The sequence below is a fragment of the Vibrio harveyi genome, from assembly GCF_030060435.1.
GTDB lineage: Bacteria > Pseudomonadota > Gammaproteobacteria > Enterobacterales > Vibrionaceae > Vibrio > Vibrio harveyi.
The window spans coordinates 1,849,413-1,865,629 of sequence record NZ_CP125875.1 but is presented as its reverse complement, the minus strand read 5'-3'; the positions used below and the strand labels follow the sequence as shown (position 1 = coordinate 1,865,629).

General features: G+C 44.9%; 12 protein-coding genes. 7 read left to right on the top strand and 5 right to left on the bottom strand.

Features of this window, described 5'->3' with window-relative positions; genetic code table 11:
• Positions 1 to 202 precede the first annotated feature (202 nt).
• From QMY49_RS08940 to QMY49_RS08925, 4 genes are all read left to right on the top strand, one after another.
• Positions 203 to 538 carry a cupin domain-containing protein gene (locus tag QMY49_RS08940; protein ID WP_005450851.1) on the top strand — a complete coding sequence of 112 codons (336 nt, stop codon included), beginning with the start codon at positions 203 to 205 and terminating at the stop codon, positions 536 to 538.
• Positions 539 to 572: 34 nt separating this feature from the next.
• Positions 573 to 1,505 (top strand): 2-dehydro-3-deoxygluconokinase, encoded by a 933-nt coding sequence (kdgK, locus tag QMY49_RS08935; protein WP_050940206.1) that lies wholly within the window; start codon positions 573 to 575, stop codon positions 1,503 to 1,505.
• 78 nt (positions 1,506 to 1,583) lie between these two features.
• Positions 1,584 to 2,207: a bifunctional 4-hydroxy-2-oxoglutarate aldolase/2-dehydro-3-deoxy-phosphogluconate aldolase gene (locus QMY49_RS08930; protein WP_005388506.1), complete on the top strand. Its 624-nt coding sequence runs from the start codon at positions 1,584 to 1,586 to the stop codon at positions 2,205 to 2,207.
• 617 nt (positions 2,208 to 2,824) lie between these two features.
• Positions 2,825 to 4,582, top strand: a complete 1,758-nt coding sequence (locus QMY49_RS08925) for a sodium:solute symporter family transporter (protein ID WP_256892887.1) — start codon at positions 2,825 to 2,827, stop codon at positions 4,580 to 4,582.
• Between the two features lie 70 nt (positions 4,583 to 4,652).
• Here the strand turns inward: QMY49_RS08925 and QMY49_RS08920 are convergent, their stop codons facing one another.
• From QMY49_RS08920 to katG, 3 genes are all read right to left on the bottom strand, one after another.
• Complete coding sequence (locus QMY49_RS08920; protein ID WP_283311083.1) at positions 4,653 to 4,952, bottom strand: lipase; 300 nt, start codon at positions 4,950 to 4,952, stop codon at positions 4,653 to 4,655.
• A 553-nt stretch (positions 4,953 to 5,505) separates the two neighbouring features.
• Positions 5,506 to 6,384 (bottom strand): NAD(P)-dependent oxidoreductase, encoded by an 879-nt coding sequence (locus QMY49_RS08915; RefSeq protein ID WP_045488142.1) that lies wholly within the window; start codon positions 6,382 to 6,384, stop codon positions 5,506 to 5,508.
• 428 nt (positions 6,385 to 6,812) lie between these two features.
• Positions 6,813 to 8,993: a catalase/peroxidase HPI gene (gene katG, locus QMY49_RS08910; protein WP_283311079.1), complete on the bottom strand. Its 2,181-nt coding sequence runs from the start codon at positions 8,991 to 8,993 to the stop codon at positions 6,813 to 6,815.
• A gap of 796 nt (positions 8,994 to 9,789) precedes the next feature.
• On the opposite strand from katG, the gene trpS reads away from it, so the two are divergent.
• Positions 9,790 to 10,812 (top strand): tryptophan--tRNA ligase, encoded by a 1,023-nt coding sequence (gene trpS, locus QMY49_RS08905; RefSeq protein ID WP_005450839.1) that lies wholly within the window; start codon positions 9,790 to 9,792, stop codon positions 10,810 to 10,812.
• Between the two features lie 194 nt (positions 10,813 to 11,006).
• Positions 11,007 to 11,561 (top strand): hypothetical protein, encoded by a 555-nt coding sequence (locus tag QMY49_RS08900; protein ID WP_009699822.1) that lies wholly within the window; start codon positions 11,007 to 11,009, stop codon positions 11,559 to 11,561.
• Between the two features lie 185 nt (positions 11,562 to 11,746).
• Here the strand turns inward: QMY49_RS08900 and QMY49_RS08895 are convergent, their stop codons facing one another.
• On the bottom strand, positions 11,747 to 12,706 hold the full coding sequence (locus QMY49_RS08895; RefSeq protein WP_005450835.1) for a hypothetical protein: 960 nt from the start codon (positions 12,704 to 12,706) through the stop codon (positions 11,747 to 11,749).
• Complete coding sequence (locus QMY49_RS08890; RefSeq protein WP_283311076.1) at positions 12,703 to 14,031, bottom strand: sphingomyelin phosphodiesterase; 1,329 nt, start codon at positions 14,029 to 14,031, stop codon at positions 12,703 to 12,705. The genes QMY49_RS08895 and QMY49_RS08890 overlap by 4 nt, the downstream gene beginning before the upstream one ends.
• 508 nt (positions 14,032 to 14,539) lie before the next feature.
• Here QMY49_RS08890 and QMY49_RS08885 point away from each other — a divergent pair.
• Positions 14,540 to 16,180 (top strand): methyl-accepting chemotaxis protein, encoded by a 1,641-nt coding sequence (locus tag QMY49_RS08885; RefSeq protein ID WP_283311074.1) that lies wholly within the window; start codon positions 14,540 to 14,542, stop codon positions 16,178 to 16,180.
• Positions 16,181 to 16,217 lie beyond the last annotated feature (37 nt).

Here is a 16,217-nt window from a genome sequence, read left to right as displayed (position 1 = left end):
GATATCACATATTTTTAGATATATTGTATGACAATTAAAATGGATCGGATATGCTCTTTACCAATTCGACAGCAGACCCTTTCGTTTCGTGTTTCACTTTTATCAACATGACGGTTTTTTAAGAGAACCTTCTTGTGAAAGCATGGTTAAGAATGAAGTGCAGTAGGGTTCGCTTTAATAGAGACTTTTTAGGAGTATGACGATGAATTCTTTCTTTGTATTAGATGAGAACCCGTGGGAAGAGTTAGGCGGCGGTATCAAGCGTAAAATTGTTGCTTACACAGATGATCTTATGGCTGTTCACCTATGTTTTGACAAAGGTGCGATTGGTGCTCCACATACGCATGAGATTCACGATCAAATCGGTTACGTAGTACGTGGCAGCTTTGAAGCAGAAATCGAAGGCGAAAAGAAAGTACTGAAAGAGGGTGACGCGTACTTTGCTCGTAAGCACATGATGCATGGCGCGGTTGCACTAGAGCAAGACAGCATTCTTCTGGATATCTTCAACCCAGCTCGTGAAGACTTCTTAAAGTAACGTATAGCGCAACCTCAGTTGCTAAGGTGACAGTATGAAATCATTAAGTATCGCGATCATTGGCGAATGTATGGTTGAGCTACAGAAAAAGGAAGGTCAGTTGCGTCAGTCATTCGGTGGTGACACGTTGAATACCGCTCTTTACTTATCCCGTTTGACGAAAGCTCACGATATCAAAACTAGCTATGTAACTGCCCTGGGTAATGATCCTTTTAGCCAAGAAATGCTTTCAGCATGGCAAGAAGAGGGCATTGATACCAGCTTAGTGTTGACTGTTAATGGTAAACAGCCGGGTATTTACTACATCGAAACGGATGAGACAGGCGAGCGTTACTTCCACTATTGGCGTAATGAAGCAGCAGCAAAGTTTTTGTTTGAACAGAACGAATCTTCGGCACTAGTCGACACGCTTTATTCTTATGATGCGGTTTACCTGAGTGGTATTACATTAGCGATTCTTACTGAAGAAGGTAAGACGCAGTTGTTTGCATTCCTCGAACGCTTTAAAGCGCAAGGCGGCAAGGTTATTTTCGATAATAACTATCGTCCTAAATTGTGGGAAAGCCGAGAGAATGCCATGTCTTGGTACCTTAAGATTCTTAAGTTTACCGATATTGCTCTACTCACATTTGAAGATGAGCAAATGCTGTATGGTGACGAGCATCTAGAACAGTGCATTGAGAGAACCTCTGCACTGGGCGTGGATGAAATCATCATCAAACGTGGTAGCAAAGATTGCTTGGTTGTGGCGAATGGCGAAGCGCAATACGTGGCGCCAAACAAAGTCGATAGCGTGATTGATACGACGGCAGCAGGTGACTCTTTCAGTGCAGGCTTTTTGGCGAAGCGTTTGACTGGTGGTAATGCGGCTGAATCGGCTTACTCTGGTCATTGTATGGCTGGTGAGGTTATTCAGCACAAAGGTGCCATCATTCCACGTGAAGTGATGCCCGATCTTCCTTTGTAATTCTTTTGCGGAGTGTTGAATAATCGGCGCTCCGCAGTGATTTATTGAACTCAAGTTAACGACGATGAGTACACTCTTATGACGACATTAAACGAACAATTAGCAAACCTAAAAGTAATTCCTGTTATTGCCATCAACAAAGCAGAAGATGCGATTCCTCTAGGTCGCACTTTGGTTGAAAACGGTATGCCTTGCGCTGAAATCACGTTCCGCACAGAGTGTGCTGCAGAAGCGATTCGTGCTATGCGTGCTGAGTTCCCAGAAATGTTGATTGGTGCGGGTACAATCTTAACTAATGAACAAGTTGACCAAGCGATTGAAGCCGGTGTGGACTTTATTGTTAGCCCAGGCTTTAACCCTCGTACGGTTCAATACTGCCTAGACAAGGGCGTAGCTATTGTACCTGGCGTAAACAATCCAAGCCTTGTTGAGCAAGCGATGGAAATGGGTCTGCGTACACTTAAGTTCTTCCCTGCTGAGCCATCTGGCGGTGTTGGTATGCTTAAAGCACTAACGGCAGTTTACCCAGTAAAATTCATGCCAACAGGTGGTGTGAGCCTAGGTAACGTAGATGAGTACTTGTCTATTCCTTCAGTGCTGGCATGTGGCGGTACTTGGATGGTTCCAACAAAACTTATCGATGAAGGCAAGTGGGATGAACTAGGTACATTGGTTCGTGACGCCGTCGCTCACGTAGCATAAGTGCAGTAGCGCCCCGATAAAATTAGCGAAAAGAATGTAAAGCGAGCCTTAGTGCTCGCTTTTTTGTGTTTGAAAGAGGCGAGATAAAGGAACCAGAAAAGAGATTTCCTACTCAGTCGTCCTCCTTCTAGGAAATGACGGTAAGGAGTAGGGGTAAAGCCGAGAGGAGAAGCATGAGGTTTGAGATCTGGGAGTGGTAATGCGTAGAACCTCCTCAGCGTCATTCTCGAGAGCGACGAAGGAGCGAGTCGGGAATCTCAATTTTTGTATTCATCTATAATCGCGCTTGCGATCCAGTTCATCTGAAACATCTCATTACGTTTCCTACGAATAAATGCCACGCATTTTTGATCTTCAGACAAAGCACAAGAAAGAAAAATATTCCATACTTTAATGGATTTTTAATATATTATTTGTATTACAATATAACGCAATGGCTTACGTGGTGATTATTCCTTTAAATCCCAAAGAGCCAAGAAAATAAAGGCTTTTAGTGCGTTTTCTTCGTCGAATAACTTATGCTTCAGATCACAATTAAAGCTTATTGTAGTACAAATAAAAATATGAACGGAGTAATCTAGGCAGTAGAAAATGATCAAACTCGAAAGGCTGAAAAAATGACTATTGATACTTTTGTTGTTCTTGCCTACTTCTTCTTCCTAGTTGCCATTGGTTGGATGTTCCGTAAGTTCACGACGTCGACCAGTGACTACTTCCGAGGGGGCGGTAAGATGTTATGGTGGATGGTAGGTGCTACCGCCTTCATGACGCAATTTTCAGCATGGACGTTTACAGGTGCCGCAGGACGCGCGTTCAACGACGGTTTCGTTGTTGTAATCCTATTCTTAGCCAACGCATTTGGCTACTTCTTGAACTATCTCTACTTTGCTCCAAAGTTCCGCCAGCTACGTGTAGTAACGGCAATCGAAGCAATTCGTCAGCGTTTTGGTAAAACGTCAGAGCAGTTCTTCACTTGGGCTGGCATGCCAGACAGCTTGATCTCAGCTGGTATCTGGTTGAATGGTCTCGCAATCTTTGTGGCTGCGGTATTCAATATTCCGATGGAAGCGACCATTATCGTAACTGGTTTGGTTCTGATGTTGATGGCGGTAACGGGCGGCTCTTGGGCGGTTGTTGCTTCTGACTTCATGCAGATGCTGGTTATCATGGCGGTAACCATTACTTGTGCGGTGGCGGCTTACTTCCACGGCGGCGGTATTGGTAACATCGTGTCGAACTTCCACGGCGACTTCATGCTGGGTAATAACCTGAACTACATCAGTATCTTTGTCCTTTGGGTGGTGTTCATCTTTGTTAAGCAGTTCGGTGTAATGAACAACAGCATCAACGCTTACCGCTACCTATGTGCAAAAGACAGTGAGAATGCGCGTAAAGCTGCAGGTCTTGCATGTGTGTTGATGATTGTTGGTCCTATCATTTGGTTCCTACCTCCTTGGTACGTAGCGGCATTTATGCCTGACTTTGCAGAGCAGTACGGCTCAGTAGGTGGTGATGCAGCTTACCTAGCGTTCGTACAAAACGTAATGCCGGCGGGTATGGTGGGTCTTCTGATGTCAGCAATGTTTGCGGCGACCATGTCTTCAATGGACTCTGGTCTAAACCGTAACGCAGGTATCTTTGTGATGAACTTCTACAGCCCTATTGTACGCCCGAAAGCGTCACAGAAAGAGCTGGTTATCGTGAGTAAAGTGACGACCATTATGATGGGCTTCATCATCATCGGTATTGGTCTGTTTATTAACTCATTACGTCACCTGAGCTTGTTTGATATCGTACTAAACGTAGGTGCGTTGATTGGTTTCCCAATGTTGATTCCTGTGTTGCTTGGTATGTGGATTCGTAAGACGCCAGACTGGGCTGGTTGGGCAACACTCGTTGTAGGTGGCTTTGTTTCTTACATCTTCGGTATCTCTCTACAAGCACAAGATGTTGAGCACCTATTCGGACTAGAACAAGCTCTAACAGCACGTGAGTGGGCTGACCTTAAAGTTGGCTTGAGCTTAGCGGCGCACGTTGTCTTCACTGGTGGTTTCTTCTTACTAACAACACGCTTCTACAAAGGCTTGACGCCTGAGCGTGAAAAAGAAGTGGACCAATTGTTCGAGAACTGGAACACACCGCTTGTCGCTGATAGTGAAGAGCAACAAAACCTAGATACAAAACAGCGTGGCATGCTTGGTAAGCTTATTAGCGTAGCAGGCTTCGGTATCCTAGCGATGGCTCTGATTCCAAACGAGCCAACAGGTCGACTGCTGTTCATCTTGTGTGGTGCGATTGTTCTCTCGGTTGGTGTTCTGTTGGTGAACGCGGCGCGAGGACCTAAAAGCCCAAAGTTAGCTAACGCGAAAAGCTAACCGCAATTAACAAACTCTCTATGAAAAATCCCACGGTCAATACCGTGGGATTTTTTTGTTTATGGTGTCATTAATTGAGCCACAAACGATCTTTATCATTCCAAGTAACTTGCAGTGAACGATTCTGAAAGTGCGCCATGACGGATGTTTGCGCTGCTTTGAAAACGTTGCAGTAGAGCGCGTTGCTAAACCATTCAGCCCAGAGAATGACAAAAAGCCATGAATAACACCCAGATAACGCTTGCAGTGTGCTCCCACGCCTTGAGCTGTAGTCATCGATAATCATCACGCCGTGGGTCATGTTCTGCGGTGATAATGGTTGTTCTGGGTAGTTCACCGATGGTTTGTAACGAAGGGCAAAGCTTCCCATTAACTTGGAATTCTTCAACTAGTACTCAGAAACCAGTCTCAAGATAATCGGTCACTCTTTAACTGTAAAAAGAAAATATCCGCGGAATAATGTACAAACATAATGTCATGTCTATACCCAAGTAACCTCGTGATGCTTGATTTAGTGAGAATGACTTGGTTTGTAGACGTGGCGGTGATTTAAAGGTTTCGTAGAGTTCAATCAATAATCGCCAACAAAGTATACAAGCCAATCCACTTACCATTTGCCAAGAATATCCGTTGGGGGCGTGTCATGAACTCGGTTTTTTATTAAACCAATGGCGGTGTCAAACCACTTGGACAAACCTTGCTATCGCACGGCGTTATTCTCCTTGCTTACTTTTGGTAAAAAGGGAATCGATGGCAACATTCTGAATCCTGCATCTTGAAGCTGCTTGAGTACATATACAGTTTGAACGTAGGGTGTGGATCTCAAAGAGGGAGAAGGAGTGAATTTAAGAGGAGAAAAGAAAGCACAAAAAAAGCCTTGCTACGGGGTTAGCAAGGCTTTGGAAGCGCAGTTGAGTAAGGTATTAACCTTCTAGCTCTGCGAAGTAATCAAAGATCACTGGTACGTCGTTTTGACCAAGACCTTGGTCCACTGCAGCTTGTAGGCTCTTAGAAGTCCCTTCTGCGATAAGAGACTCAGTGCCTAGGTCTTTTACCATCTCTAAGAAGTAACCAAGGTCTTTGTTTGCGTTTGCAATAGAGAAACCAAGCTTTTCTTCGCCATCTACAGCGTAGAACTTACAGAACTGCATGAATGGTGAGTTTGATGGACCAGCTGACATGATGTCGAATAGTTGTTGACCATCAACGCCAGCACGTTTAGCAACCGCAAATGCCTGAGACATGGTCGCTACTGTTGTCATACCCATGAAGTTGTTTACTAGCTTAGTCACATGACCAGAACCTAGCGCACCAAGGTGGAATACGTTTTCACCTTGATCGTCCAGTACAGGCTTCACCTTGTTGAATGTTTCGATGTCACCTGCAGCCATGATGTTCAAAAGACCATCTTTTGCGTGAGCAGGCGTACGACCTAGAGGCGCATCGATCATACCTGCGCCTTTAGCTGCAAGGTCTGCACCGATCTTACGAGTAGAAGCAGGGATAGACGTACCGAAGTCAATCAGTGTCGCGCCTTCTTGAATACCCGCTAGGATACCTTCTTCACCATAAACGATTTTCTCAACAACTTCAGATGTTGTTAGACATAGCATCACGATGTCACTTGCTTCAGCCAGTGCTTTAGGTGAGCTTGCTTCTTTTGCGCCGCGAGCAACACATGCTGCTACTGCGTCTTTATTCAGATCCATTACGTTTAGTTCGTAACCACGGTTTTGAAGGTTCTCAACCATGTTTCCACCCATCAGACCAAGGCCGATGAAACCAATGACAGGTTTTGTCATATCAAACTCCAAATATCGTATTGTATGATTATATGCTTTTATTTTAATTCCTCATTTTGAATTTGCAATCGGAAAATGAGACGAAAGGCGATTTGCCACTGGTTTTTGATAAAAATGAGAGGTTGGTTAGCCTATTGATACGATTTTTATTGGCTTTGAGTGATTTTTATGTCTTCGGAATGAGGTCACGAAAACGAGAAGGTATAAGCAAAAAATGGGTATTTGATTGAGATACGTTTGCCTTCTGAATATGGTTAATTGTATGACAATATCGGGCGGTTAATCTTCAGTAAAAGAATCTAAGCCAAAGAGAGGAGAGAACGAGGAAGTATGGATAGAGAAACCAGAAATAAAAGAAAGGTAAGAAAGAGAAGAGCCATAATGTTTGGCTCTTCTCTCAATGGTTAAAGCTTGATTAAGTTAGGCGATTAAAGGTCAAAGCGGTCGTTGTTCATTACTTTTACCCACGCAGCAACAAAATCGTGCACAAACTTCTCTTTGTTGTCGTCTTGTGCGTAAACCTCGGCATAAGAGCGGAGCACGGAGTTTGAACCGAACACCAAGTCAACACGTGATGCTGTCCATCTTGTTTGACCAGAAGCTCGCTCGCGGATTTCGTATTCGTTATCACTGGTTGGATGCCAGGTGTAGCTCATATCAGTGAGGTTTACGAAGAAGTCATTCGTTAACGCGCCGACATTATCAGTGAACACACCATGCGCAGCGCCGCCGTAGTTGGTACCAAGCACGCGCATGCCACCAACTAATACGGTCATTTCGACTGCGGTTAGTTGCATCAATTGGCTTCTTTCAAGCAATAGTTCTTCTGCCGTCACAACGTAATCTGATTTTAGCCAGTTACGGAATCCATCATGGATCGGCTCGAGTACATCGAAGGATTCGGCGTCAGTCATTGCATCGGTTGAGTCACCACGACCTTGGCTAAATGGCACAGAAATATTCATGCCCGCATTCGATGCTGCTTTCTCAATACCCACTCCGCCAGCAAGCACAATCAAATCCGCCATGCTGATAGGGGAGTTGTGGGTGGTGCGAATTGAATCGAGCGTGTTGAGCACTTTCTGCAATCTTTCCGGTTCGTTACCTACCCAATCTTTTTGCGGTGCAAGGCGGATACGCGCACCGTTTGCTCCGCCTCGGCGATCTGAACCACGGAATGTTCGCGCGCTGTCCCATGCGGTTGAGACTAATTCTACGATACTTAGCTCGCTGTTAAGAATCGCCATCTTGAGTGCATCGATATTGTCTTCAGATAAGTGATAAGACACCGGTGGTACCGGATCTTGCCAAATCAAATCCTCGGCTGGCACATCAGGGCCGAGATAACGAGATTTAGGTCCTAAATCGCGGTGAGTCAGTTTAAACCAAGCTCGAGCAAAGCAATCCTCAAAGTACTTAGGGTCGTCGCGGAAACGCTCGGCGATTTTGCGGTACTCTGGGTCAAACTTCAGTGCCATATCCGCATCGGTCATCATCGGATTGCGGCGGATGCTTGGGTCTTCCACATCCACAGGCATGTCTTCTTCTTTGATGTTGATTGGTTCCCATTGCTCTGCGCCTGCTGGGCTCTTCGTTACCCACCAGTCGTAGGTGAACAACAAATGGAAGTAGCCGTTATCCCACTTGGTTGGGTTGGTTGTCCATGCGCCTTCGATGCCACTAGTGACGGTATCACGTCCTATGCCACGAGAAGTTTTATTTAGCCAACCGAAACCTTGGTCTTCAATTTCAGCGCCTTCAGGTTCAGGACCAAGTAACGAAGCGTCGCCGTTGCCGTGTGCTTTACCAACAGTGTGACCACCGGCTGTTAATGCAACGGTTTCTTCATCGTTCATTGCCATACGGGCAAATGTTACACGCATGTCGTGTGCGGTTTTGATGGGATCGGGTTTACCGTCGACCCCTTCTGGGTTTACGTAAATCAGGCCCATCATCACTGCTGCAAGCGGATTCTCGAGATCACGTTCGCCAGAGTATCGGTTGTTTTCACCGCCACTTGGTTGCAGCCACTCTTTTTCTGCGCCCCAATAAATGTCTTTTTCTGGATGCCAAATGTCTTCTCGACCGCCGGCAAAACCGAACGTCTTGAAGCCCATTGACTCATAAGCCATGTTGCCAGCAAGAATCATTAAATCCGCCCAGGATAGCTTGTTACCGTATTTTCTTTTGACCGGCCATAAAAGGCGACGGGCTTTGTCGAGGTTACCGTTATCTGGCCAACTGTTGAGGGGAGCAAAACGCTGGTTGCCTCGACTTGCACCACCACGGCCATCGGCAATTCGATACGTACCTGCCGAGTGCCACGCCATCCGAATCATCAAACCACCGTAATGACCCCAATCCGCTGGCCACCAATCTTGGCTATCGGTCATCAGATCTTTCAGGTCTTTTTTGACTTCCTCTAAGTCAAGAGAGTTAAAGGCATCAGCGTAGTTGAAGTCTGCGCCCATTGGGTCAGTTTTGTGATCGTGTTGATGTAGGATATCGAGGTTGAGGGTTTTCGGCCACCAATTGAACTCTGTGGCTTGTTGGTTGGTATTCGCTCCATGCATGACAGGACATTTGGAGTGATTGTTGTTGTCGCTCATCTTTTGCTCCCTAACTGGGGTTAGTGTCCTGAAAGTTTAGTTATTGGTTAGCTATTTCGCCCTCATGGTTTGGTTATATTTTTCAAGGTTTTGGTCAAAAGATGATCGGTGTCATTCTTCTTTTGATAAACAGTATTTGATGCTAAATAACTCAAATTTTTATCCATTAAACATCTAAATAAAAGCATCCTAAAAGAAGTATCTAAACGTGATTTTTCAAAATACGTACCTTTGTAATCCATGTCGGATTTCATTGAACTTGTTCTAAGGTCATCACATTTCTAGGGCTAAGTGGTTTAAGTTTGTGCCAAAAATCGTAACGCTGTGTGCAACAGAGTGAGCTGAGGGTTATTCGCAGTATTGGCTCACCGAAAAGGATTGATTACTGTCCCATTGATTACGAGTACTGAGCCGAGCGAGAGCTCACGTAAATTGAGAGTCGAGAAACAAAGGATGAGAAGTAAACAGAACAAAGCGGTATTACTCGCGTTTGTGTCAGGGAGTGTATTTGGCGCGGCGCTCGTTATCGCTATGTATATTCAAATTTGATGCGTGTATGGCAAAGCCACCAAAATTGAAAAATCAAATTGTGCAAGGAGTAGGGTTGTTTTCAGCTCTGCTCCTTGTTAGTTTTAAAAACATGAAAACGACATTTACTCCTTCATCAAACTTCTTCTGGTGGCGCTCTAATTAGAGCGGCGCGGAATCTTTACATTCTTACGCTGCTGGACGGTAGCTGAGAATGTCATGTCTTTTTTATCTCCAGTAGCGATCTATTTTTCTTTGGAGATAAGTTATGAACACCCCACACGATACCCAAGAACGCGAAATTATTTTAACTGGTGATCGAGCTACAGGTCCTTTGCATCTGGGTCATTACGTTGGTTCACTACAACAACGTGTTGCTCTACAAACTCAACATGAGCAAACCATTTTGGTTGCTGACATGCAGGGCTTAACCGATAACGCGCATAATCCCTCTAAGGTCTCGTCTAACATTTTAAATGTGGTCGCGGATTACCTTGCCGTCGGGATTGACCCAACCCAAACTACCATTTGTTTGCAGTCTCAAGTCCCGGCTCTTGCCGAGTTGACAATGTACTACAGTAACTTGGTTTCTATCGCACGCTTGGAGCGTAACCCGACGGTGAAAAATGAAATTCAAAGCAAAGGGTTTGAGCGTTCCATTCCGGCTGGGTTTCTGACGTACCCAATTTCTCAAGCCGCGGACATCACAGGTTTTCACGCGACTCTCGTGCCTGTCGGAGATGACCAATTACCGATGCTAGAACAGACCAATGAGATCGTTAGAAAGATAAATCACCTTGGCGGAAAAGCCATCTTGAAAGAGTGTCGTCCATTGCTCAGTGACGCACCACGCTTGCCAAGCACTGACGGCAAAAACAAGATGTCAAAAAGCATGGGCAATGCAATCAACCTTGGAGCAACAGAGAAAGAAATCTCTGCGGCAGTGAAATCGATGTACACCGACCCAAACCACCTACGCATTGAAGACCCAGGTCAGGTTGAAGGAAATATCGTATTTACATACCTTGATGCGTTTCATACCGACAAAGATTATGTAGAAGAACTCAAAATGCTTTATCGCCGTGGTGGATTAGGCGATGGAACAACCAAGAAAGTATTGGAAGAGTGTCTGCAAGAGATGCTTCGTCCTATTCGAGAAAAACGCGCCATGTTCCTTGATGACAAAGCACAGCTTATCGACATCCTAAAACAAGGCAGTCAGCTTTCCCGTGAGAAAACCGAGCAAGTGTTGTTTGATGTGAAAGGGGTGTTTGGTTTGAATCTGTTCTGAGACGACCATCGAATACCTACCTCGCTAAACGAATTCAATTTGGGCTTCGGTGACAGATGATTTCGTTATAGGCACACCGTTTTTCATGGCGTTGTGCCTTTTTCTTCTCTCATTTTTTGCTGAATTTTATTGATAATAATTCTCATTACATTATCTTAATGGTCTCAAATACAAATACTGTTGCGGAGACCAACATGGAACACACGGATATTACTCAACTGCTTATTCCAAAAAGTGATTGGGCGGCGCCTGATCTCTTTCTCTATGAAGGTGAAGATAAACTTCGTCTGAGTTTAGAAGGGGCGATTCAATTTAGTGGATTAAATAGCATTGGTGGTGTGGTACTGGGCTTTAGAATGATCCAGTATGCAGTGCAATTAGCGGCGGGTGATCAGTCTTTGCAACGTGATGGCATCAGTGTGTATACCGCTTTTCCGGGGCGTGGTGCACAAGATGCATTTGAGTACACGTGTCGTGCGTTACGTGATAAGCGTTATTGTTGCGATACGACGTTGCATCACCCAGCGGCGCAGACAGGGCAACGTGGTCAGTTCTTATTTACGATTCGTTTGAATGAACAGTCTATGGTGATGACACCAGCAAATGGTTTACCAAGGAAAAGCTATTTTGAAGCAGATCGTCACTCGCAAGACAGCCGAGAAGCAGCACTGAAATGGCGTGATGAGAAGATTAATTTTGCGAACACGCTTCTAAGTTTGCCACCAGAAGAGTGCTTGCGCGTGCTGTAACTCTTGAGTTGTACCAACAGAATGAATAACAAAAGGTCGCTTTAAGTGAGCGACCTTCTTGTATCAAGCATTCGCGGGAACCAGATTCCTAGTCGCGCCTAGGCTTGCTGGAATGACCTAGTTTAAGTTTTGAGCGAGTAGGGAATCTCTTGGTTATCCTTACTTCTCAATAAACAAGTGAGCGATTAACCCGCGAAGAACTCACGGCGAAAATCGGCTACCGCTTGTTGATAATAACGTTGCCAATCCGAGTCCGACAAAACCGCGTGACTGGTGGCTCTTTGCGTTGCTAATTTAGATTCAAGCTGTTGCAACTCGCTCTGATAATCGCGCACTTGCAGCTTTTGCTGCGCGACCTGTTGTTCACGAGCGTGTATCTCCTCACTCTCTTGCTCAGAAAGGTAAGTTTGTTGAAGCTTCTCAACCAAAGCCTTGCGCTCCGCATGACCCATGTCTTTCGGTATCAGTTCAACAGCGCGTTCATATTTCGCTTGTTCGCTGACCAATCCCAATGCTTCTTGATTGCCTTGCCAATCTTGGACTAACTTCTCAAAGGTTTGCACATAGTCTTGAGGAGAAGTCGAATCCAACTGCTTTGCCTGCAAGCTGAAGTCATAGAGTGCAAACTCATCGGCAAAAATTACGTCTGCTAGTTCCCCCCATATCTTCCTCGCTTCTGCCTTGAGAAGTGCGATGCGAGAGGCAAGAGGCTGATGCTCATCAAACATTAAATTACCAACACTTTGTTGCCATAAGCTATTGAGCTGGTGGTAATTCGCCAGCAGAGCAAAACGTTCTTCTGCCATGTAGCTCTCTAACTCAGCAAGCTTGGATTCACAGTTATGGTCGGACATACATGAGTGCCAAAACGCTTCTATCTCATCCTTTAATACTCTGCCTTTGGCATCACTTAACCGTCCTGCAATTGCTTTGAGTGGAGAGGGGGTATCCTTCGCTTTTGGTACGATTGTTTTGTTTGCAGTTTGATTGGTTGTGGAAGACGTAGATGCAGCGACTTGGGGATTCGTCGCACTCTCCAATACGGAAGAAAACGGCAGAAAGCTCTCGCTCTTTTCGCCTTTGCTTGAGAACCAAATCGTGCCCGCCACAACGGCGGACACAGTAACTAACGCAATACGCTTCATGGTTTGATCACAGCGCTAACAGGGAAGTGATCTGACAGATTGTAATGCTTCCACAAACTCTCCGCTGTTGAGCGTGGAATGTCGACACGGTTATCGTTAAACGACTTCACGCCATATTCATTACTCACCATTACATAATCTAGATATTCCACATTTTCACCCCCGGATAGGGCTTCTCCGGCAAAGTTGTTGATGCGAGGATCAAACGTCGAAGCGGTATAACCAGAGTATTGCGGTTCTATCGCGCTTAGGTTGGCGATCATTTGCTGGTAATCGCCAGGGAACTTCAATTTGTTCACATTGAAATCGCCGCTGTAAACCACCGTTTCATTACTCGGAATATTGAGAGATTGCGCCATTGTGCGCATTTGCTTGAACTGACGCTGTCGGTATTCGCGTGCAGTATCAGTATCGAAAGAGGCTGTATGCGTAGCGAATACGTGATATGCCTGACCACCTTTAATGATCTCTGCGTAATTCACTCCTTTGTCTGCGAAGCAATCTGTTCCGGAGCAATCTGGGAAGACGTATTGAGCCTGATTAACGATAGGGTAACGGCTCACAATGATCACGCCACCGTCGTAAATGTTGAAGCCATCTTTATCCAGCATCTTAGTTTGGTAAGGATATTCTTTGGCGAGTTCGCGTAAGAAAGCATCGCGACCACTGGCAAACACTTCTTGCAGTGCTAACACGTCATAACCTTTGACATAATCGGGAATGAGTTCAAAACGATCACCAATATGTGAAGTAATCGCAGGCAGCGCCCAAATGTTATAAGTCATCAACTTGAGATTTTGTTCATCAGTATCGACGACTTCATCGATTTTGTTTGGAGTAATGGTGTAGTACAAATCGTCATAGCGCGCAGTGCTTGCGGATTTAAAAGCCAATTCAGAAGTGCGAGACCCAAAGGCACTAGTGCTAGAACGGTGAATATTACGATCATCTTTCAGCGTTAAATCCACATCTGCTGCAGATAAACCGTACTCAATGGTCGAGTTGTACCAATGACCTTCCATGACTTGGTTAAGCGTAACGCTTTCACCTTGCGGGTTAGACACCACAGTCTCGAAGCGATAATTCTGACCAGACTTAACACCTTCCCAGCGGTTAAAGCTGAGTACGGATTTGGTTTCCCAAGGACCAAGCACTTGCACATGTTGCTGCCATTCCTCTCCGTATTTCAGTAAATCGCTGCCTTCGTGCTTCACTTGAATGGTTAACGGTTGGTCCGAGTTATTAGTGAGGTATACGTCCGTATCTGCCAAGCTTGGTAATGCCACTAAACCGCTTAGCAAAAGACTCCACTGCGTAAATTTCATCTTGTTTATCCATAAGTTGTGTTAGAGCAATAATTCTTATTTATAAATATGACTAGCACGTTAAATATGGATGACAGATTATCTTTTGACCGAATTTGTTGATGAGTTGTGATCCAGATTCCAAGTGGAAATTGGAAAATATGAGGAGACCGAATCAGACATTTATTAAGCACTTGTTAAACAACAATTATTTCTTATCTTTATTGTTCGATGGTACCTATCGCTTTTATTGATTCAACCGATTAGAACTTGACAGGTTAGGTTGTAATAATCCCGCAAACCATTCTGTTTCACATAATAAAATATTGAACTTAACCTTCTGATTCCACTGCTTATTCAAACTCAAATATGTGATCGGGATAGCGTATAGAACATGCCTGTGATGAATTCTCATTTAGTTTGGAATTTTTGTCAGAACAACAAGGTCTGTTCTCTTTCGCACAAAATTAAAATGAGAGGTAACCAGCGAAGTTGCCTCACTTATCTCGTTTGCTATCAGGAGAACGAAATGCAGTCCCTTGCTCAGTTAAAAGTGAGAACCCGTTTGGCGCTTGGCTTCGGTACATTAGTGGCGCTTATGGCGATACTTACGGTTGTCGGAATTCAGAAAGTTAACTTTATTGATATGACCTTATCTGAGGTTACGGATGTCAACTCTGTGAAGCAGCGCTATGCCATTAACTATCGAGGTAGTGTTCATGACCGTGCGATTGCAATTAGAGATGTTGCAATGGCGCGAAATATGGAAGAAATGCGCGCCTTTGAAGAGGAAATCAAACGTCTGGAAGCGTTTTATCGCGAGTCTGAACAACAGATGCAAAGCATGATGGCAAGTGATGTTCCTTTTACCGCTAAAGAACGCGAGATATTGCAACGTATCGATGACATCCAAGCGAAAACACTTCCTCTCGTTCAAGAAGTTATCGCTAAAAAAGAAAACGGCAAACCGGTCACGGATTTACTTTTGGAGCAAGTCCGCCCTAACTTTGCGATGTGGCTAAAGGTGATCAACGAGTTTATTGATTACCAAGAAACGTTGAACCAGAAATTGACGCCAGTAGCGCGAGAGCAAGCAAGTGGCTTCCAAAGCTTAATGCTTGCTCTAAGTGGAATTGCTTTGCTGATTTCAATCTTAGTTGGTTTTGTTATTGAGCGTAGCTTCCGACGCTCTCTAGGTGGCGAGCCATTTGAGGCACAACGCGCGATTCAAACAATGGCAGAAGGTGAGTTAACCCAAGATCATAGCGACAGCGCACAAGGCAGCATTTTACATTCTCTGTCTTTGATGTCAGAAAAGCTCAGCTCGATTGTCAGCAATATTCGTGGCGCTTCTGAGCAATTAGCAGAGCAAGTCGAAGAAGTCTCTCGTGGTTCTCGCTCGGTATTTGATACTGCTCAACAGCAAGCGTCTCTTACGGATCAAATGGCGATCAGATTAGAAACCATGCATGCGAGTATCGATGAGATAGCCAAGATCGTAAATTTATCGGAGCAAAACTCAGTTAACACATCAGAGAATGCTCGTGATGGTCGCGAACGCATTGCTGCTGTGGCAGAACAAATGTTATCCGTTACTGCAGCCGTAAATGGCACAGTAGGGCAGGTGAAGGCACTTGAGACAAAAACGCGTGAAATTGGTGGCATCGTGAATATGATCAGTGACATCTCTGAGCAAACTAACTTGTTGGCACTTAATGCTGCAATTGAAGCTGCGCGGGCGGGTGAATCTGGACGCGGTTTTGCAGTCGTTGCTGATGAGGTAAGAAACCTCGCTAAGCGTACGGGGGAAGCCACTACTCAGATTGAGAAGATGCTGAAAGAGGTTCAAGCCCAGACGGTCGCAAGTGTGAACGCGATGGAAAGCACGCAACCACAAGTGGAAAGTTGTCAAAGGAACACAGAAGAGGCGACGCATTTATTGGTTAGCATTGAGAAACAAGCGCAGGACTCCCTTGATCGAGTGCGTGATATTGTGACTGCCACAGAAGAGCAAGTTCAAGTTGTGAGTGAGCTTGTCGTGGCGATGGATCAGATTTCCAGCATGTCGAAAGAATCGATTGACTCGATGAAAAACAATGACGTCGCAAGCCAGAATCTGAACGCACTTTCTAATAAGCTCAAACAAGAAGTGGCTTATTTTAAAGTTTAAAATCTGATTGCGACCTGTAAAAAAGCTCAGTGAGGAT

Bases quoted from the DNA above. Each gene is read 5' to 3' on its own strand.
- QMY49_RS08940 (WP_005450851.1), top strand. From the start codon at position 203: ATGAATTCTTTCTTTGTATTAGATGAGAACCCGTGGGAAGAGTTAGGC.
- kdgK (WP_050940206.1), top strand. From the start codon at position 573: ATGAAATCATTAAGTATCGCGATCATTGGCGAATGTATGGTTGAGCTA.
- QMY49_RS08930 (WP_005388506.1), top strand. From the start codon at position 1,584: ATGACGACATTAAACGAACAATTAGCAAACCTAAAAGTAATTCCTGTT.
- QMY49_RS08925 (WP_256892887.1), top strand. From the start codon at position 2,825: ATGACTATTGATACTTTTGTTGTTCTTGCCTACTTCTTCTTCCTAGTT.
- QMY49_RS08920 (WP_283311083.1), bottom strand. From the start codon at position 4,952: ATGGGAAGCTTTGCCCTTCGTTACAAACCATCGGTGAACTACCCAGAA.
- QMY49_RS08915 (WP_045488142.1), bottom strand. From the start codon at position 6,384: ATGACAAAACCTGTCATTGGTTTCATCGGCCTTGGTCTGATGGGTGGA.
- katG (WP_283311079.1), bottom strand. From the start codon at position 8,993: ATGAGCGACAACAACAATCACTCCAAATGTCCTGTCATGCATGGAGCG.
- trpS (WP_005450839.1), top strand. From the start codon at position 9,790: ATGAACACCCCACACGATACCCAAGAACGCGAAATTATTTTAACTGGT.
- QMY49_RS08900 (WP_009699822.1), top strand. From the start codon at position 11,007: ATGGAACACACGGATATTACTCAACTGCTTATTCCAAAAAGTGATTGG.
- QMY49_RS08895 (WP_005450835.1), bottom strand. From the start codon at position 12,706: ATGAAGCGTATTGCGTTAGTTACTGTGTCCGCCGTTGTGGCGGGCACG.
- QMY49_RS08890 (WP_283311076.1), bottom strand. From the start codon at position 14,031: ATGAAATTTACGCAGTGGAGTCTTTTGCTAAGCGGTTTAGTGGCATTA.
- QMY49_RS08885 (WP_283311074.1), top strand. From the start codon at position 14,540: ATGCAGTCCCTTGCTCAGTTAAAAGTGAGAACCCGTTTGGCGCTTGGC.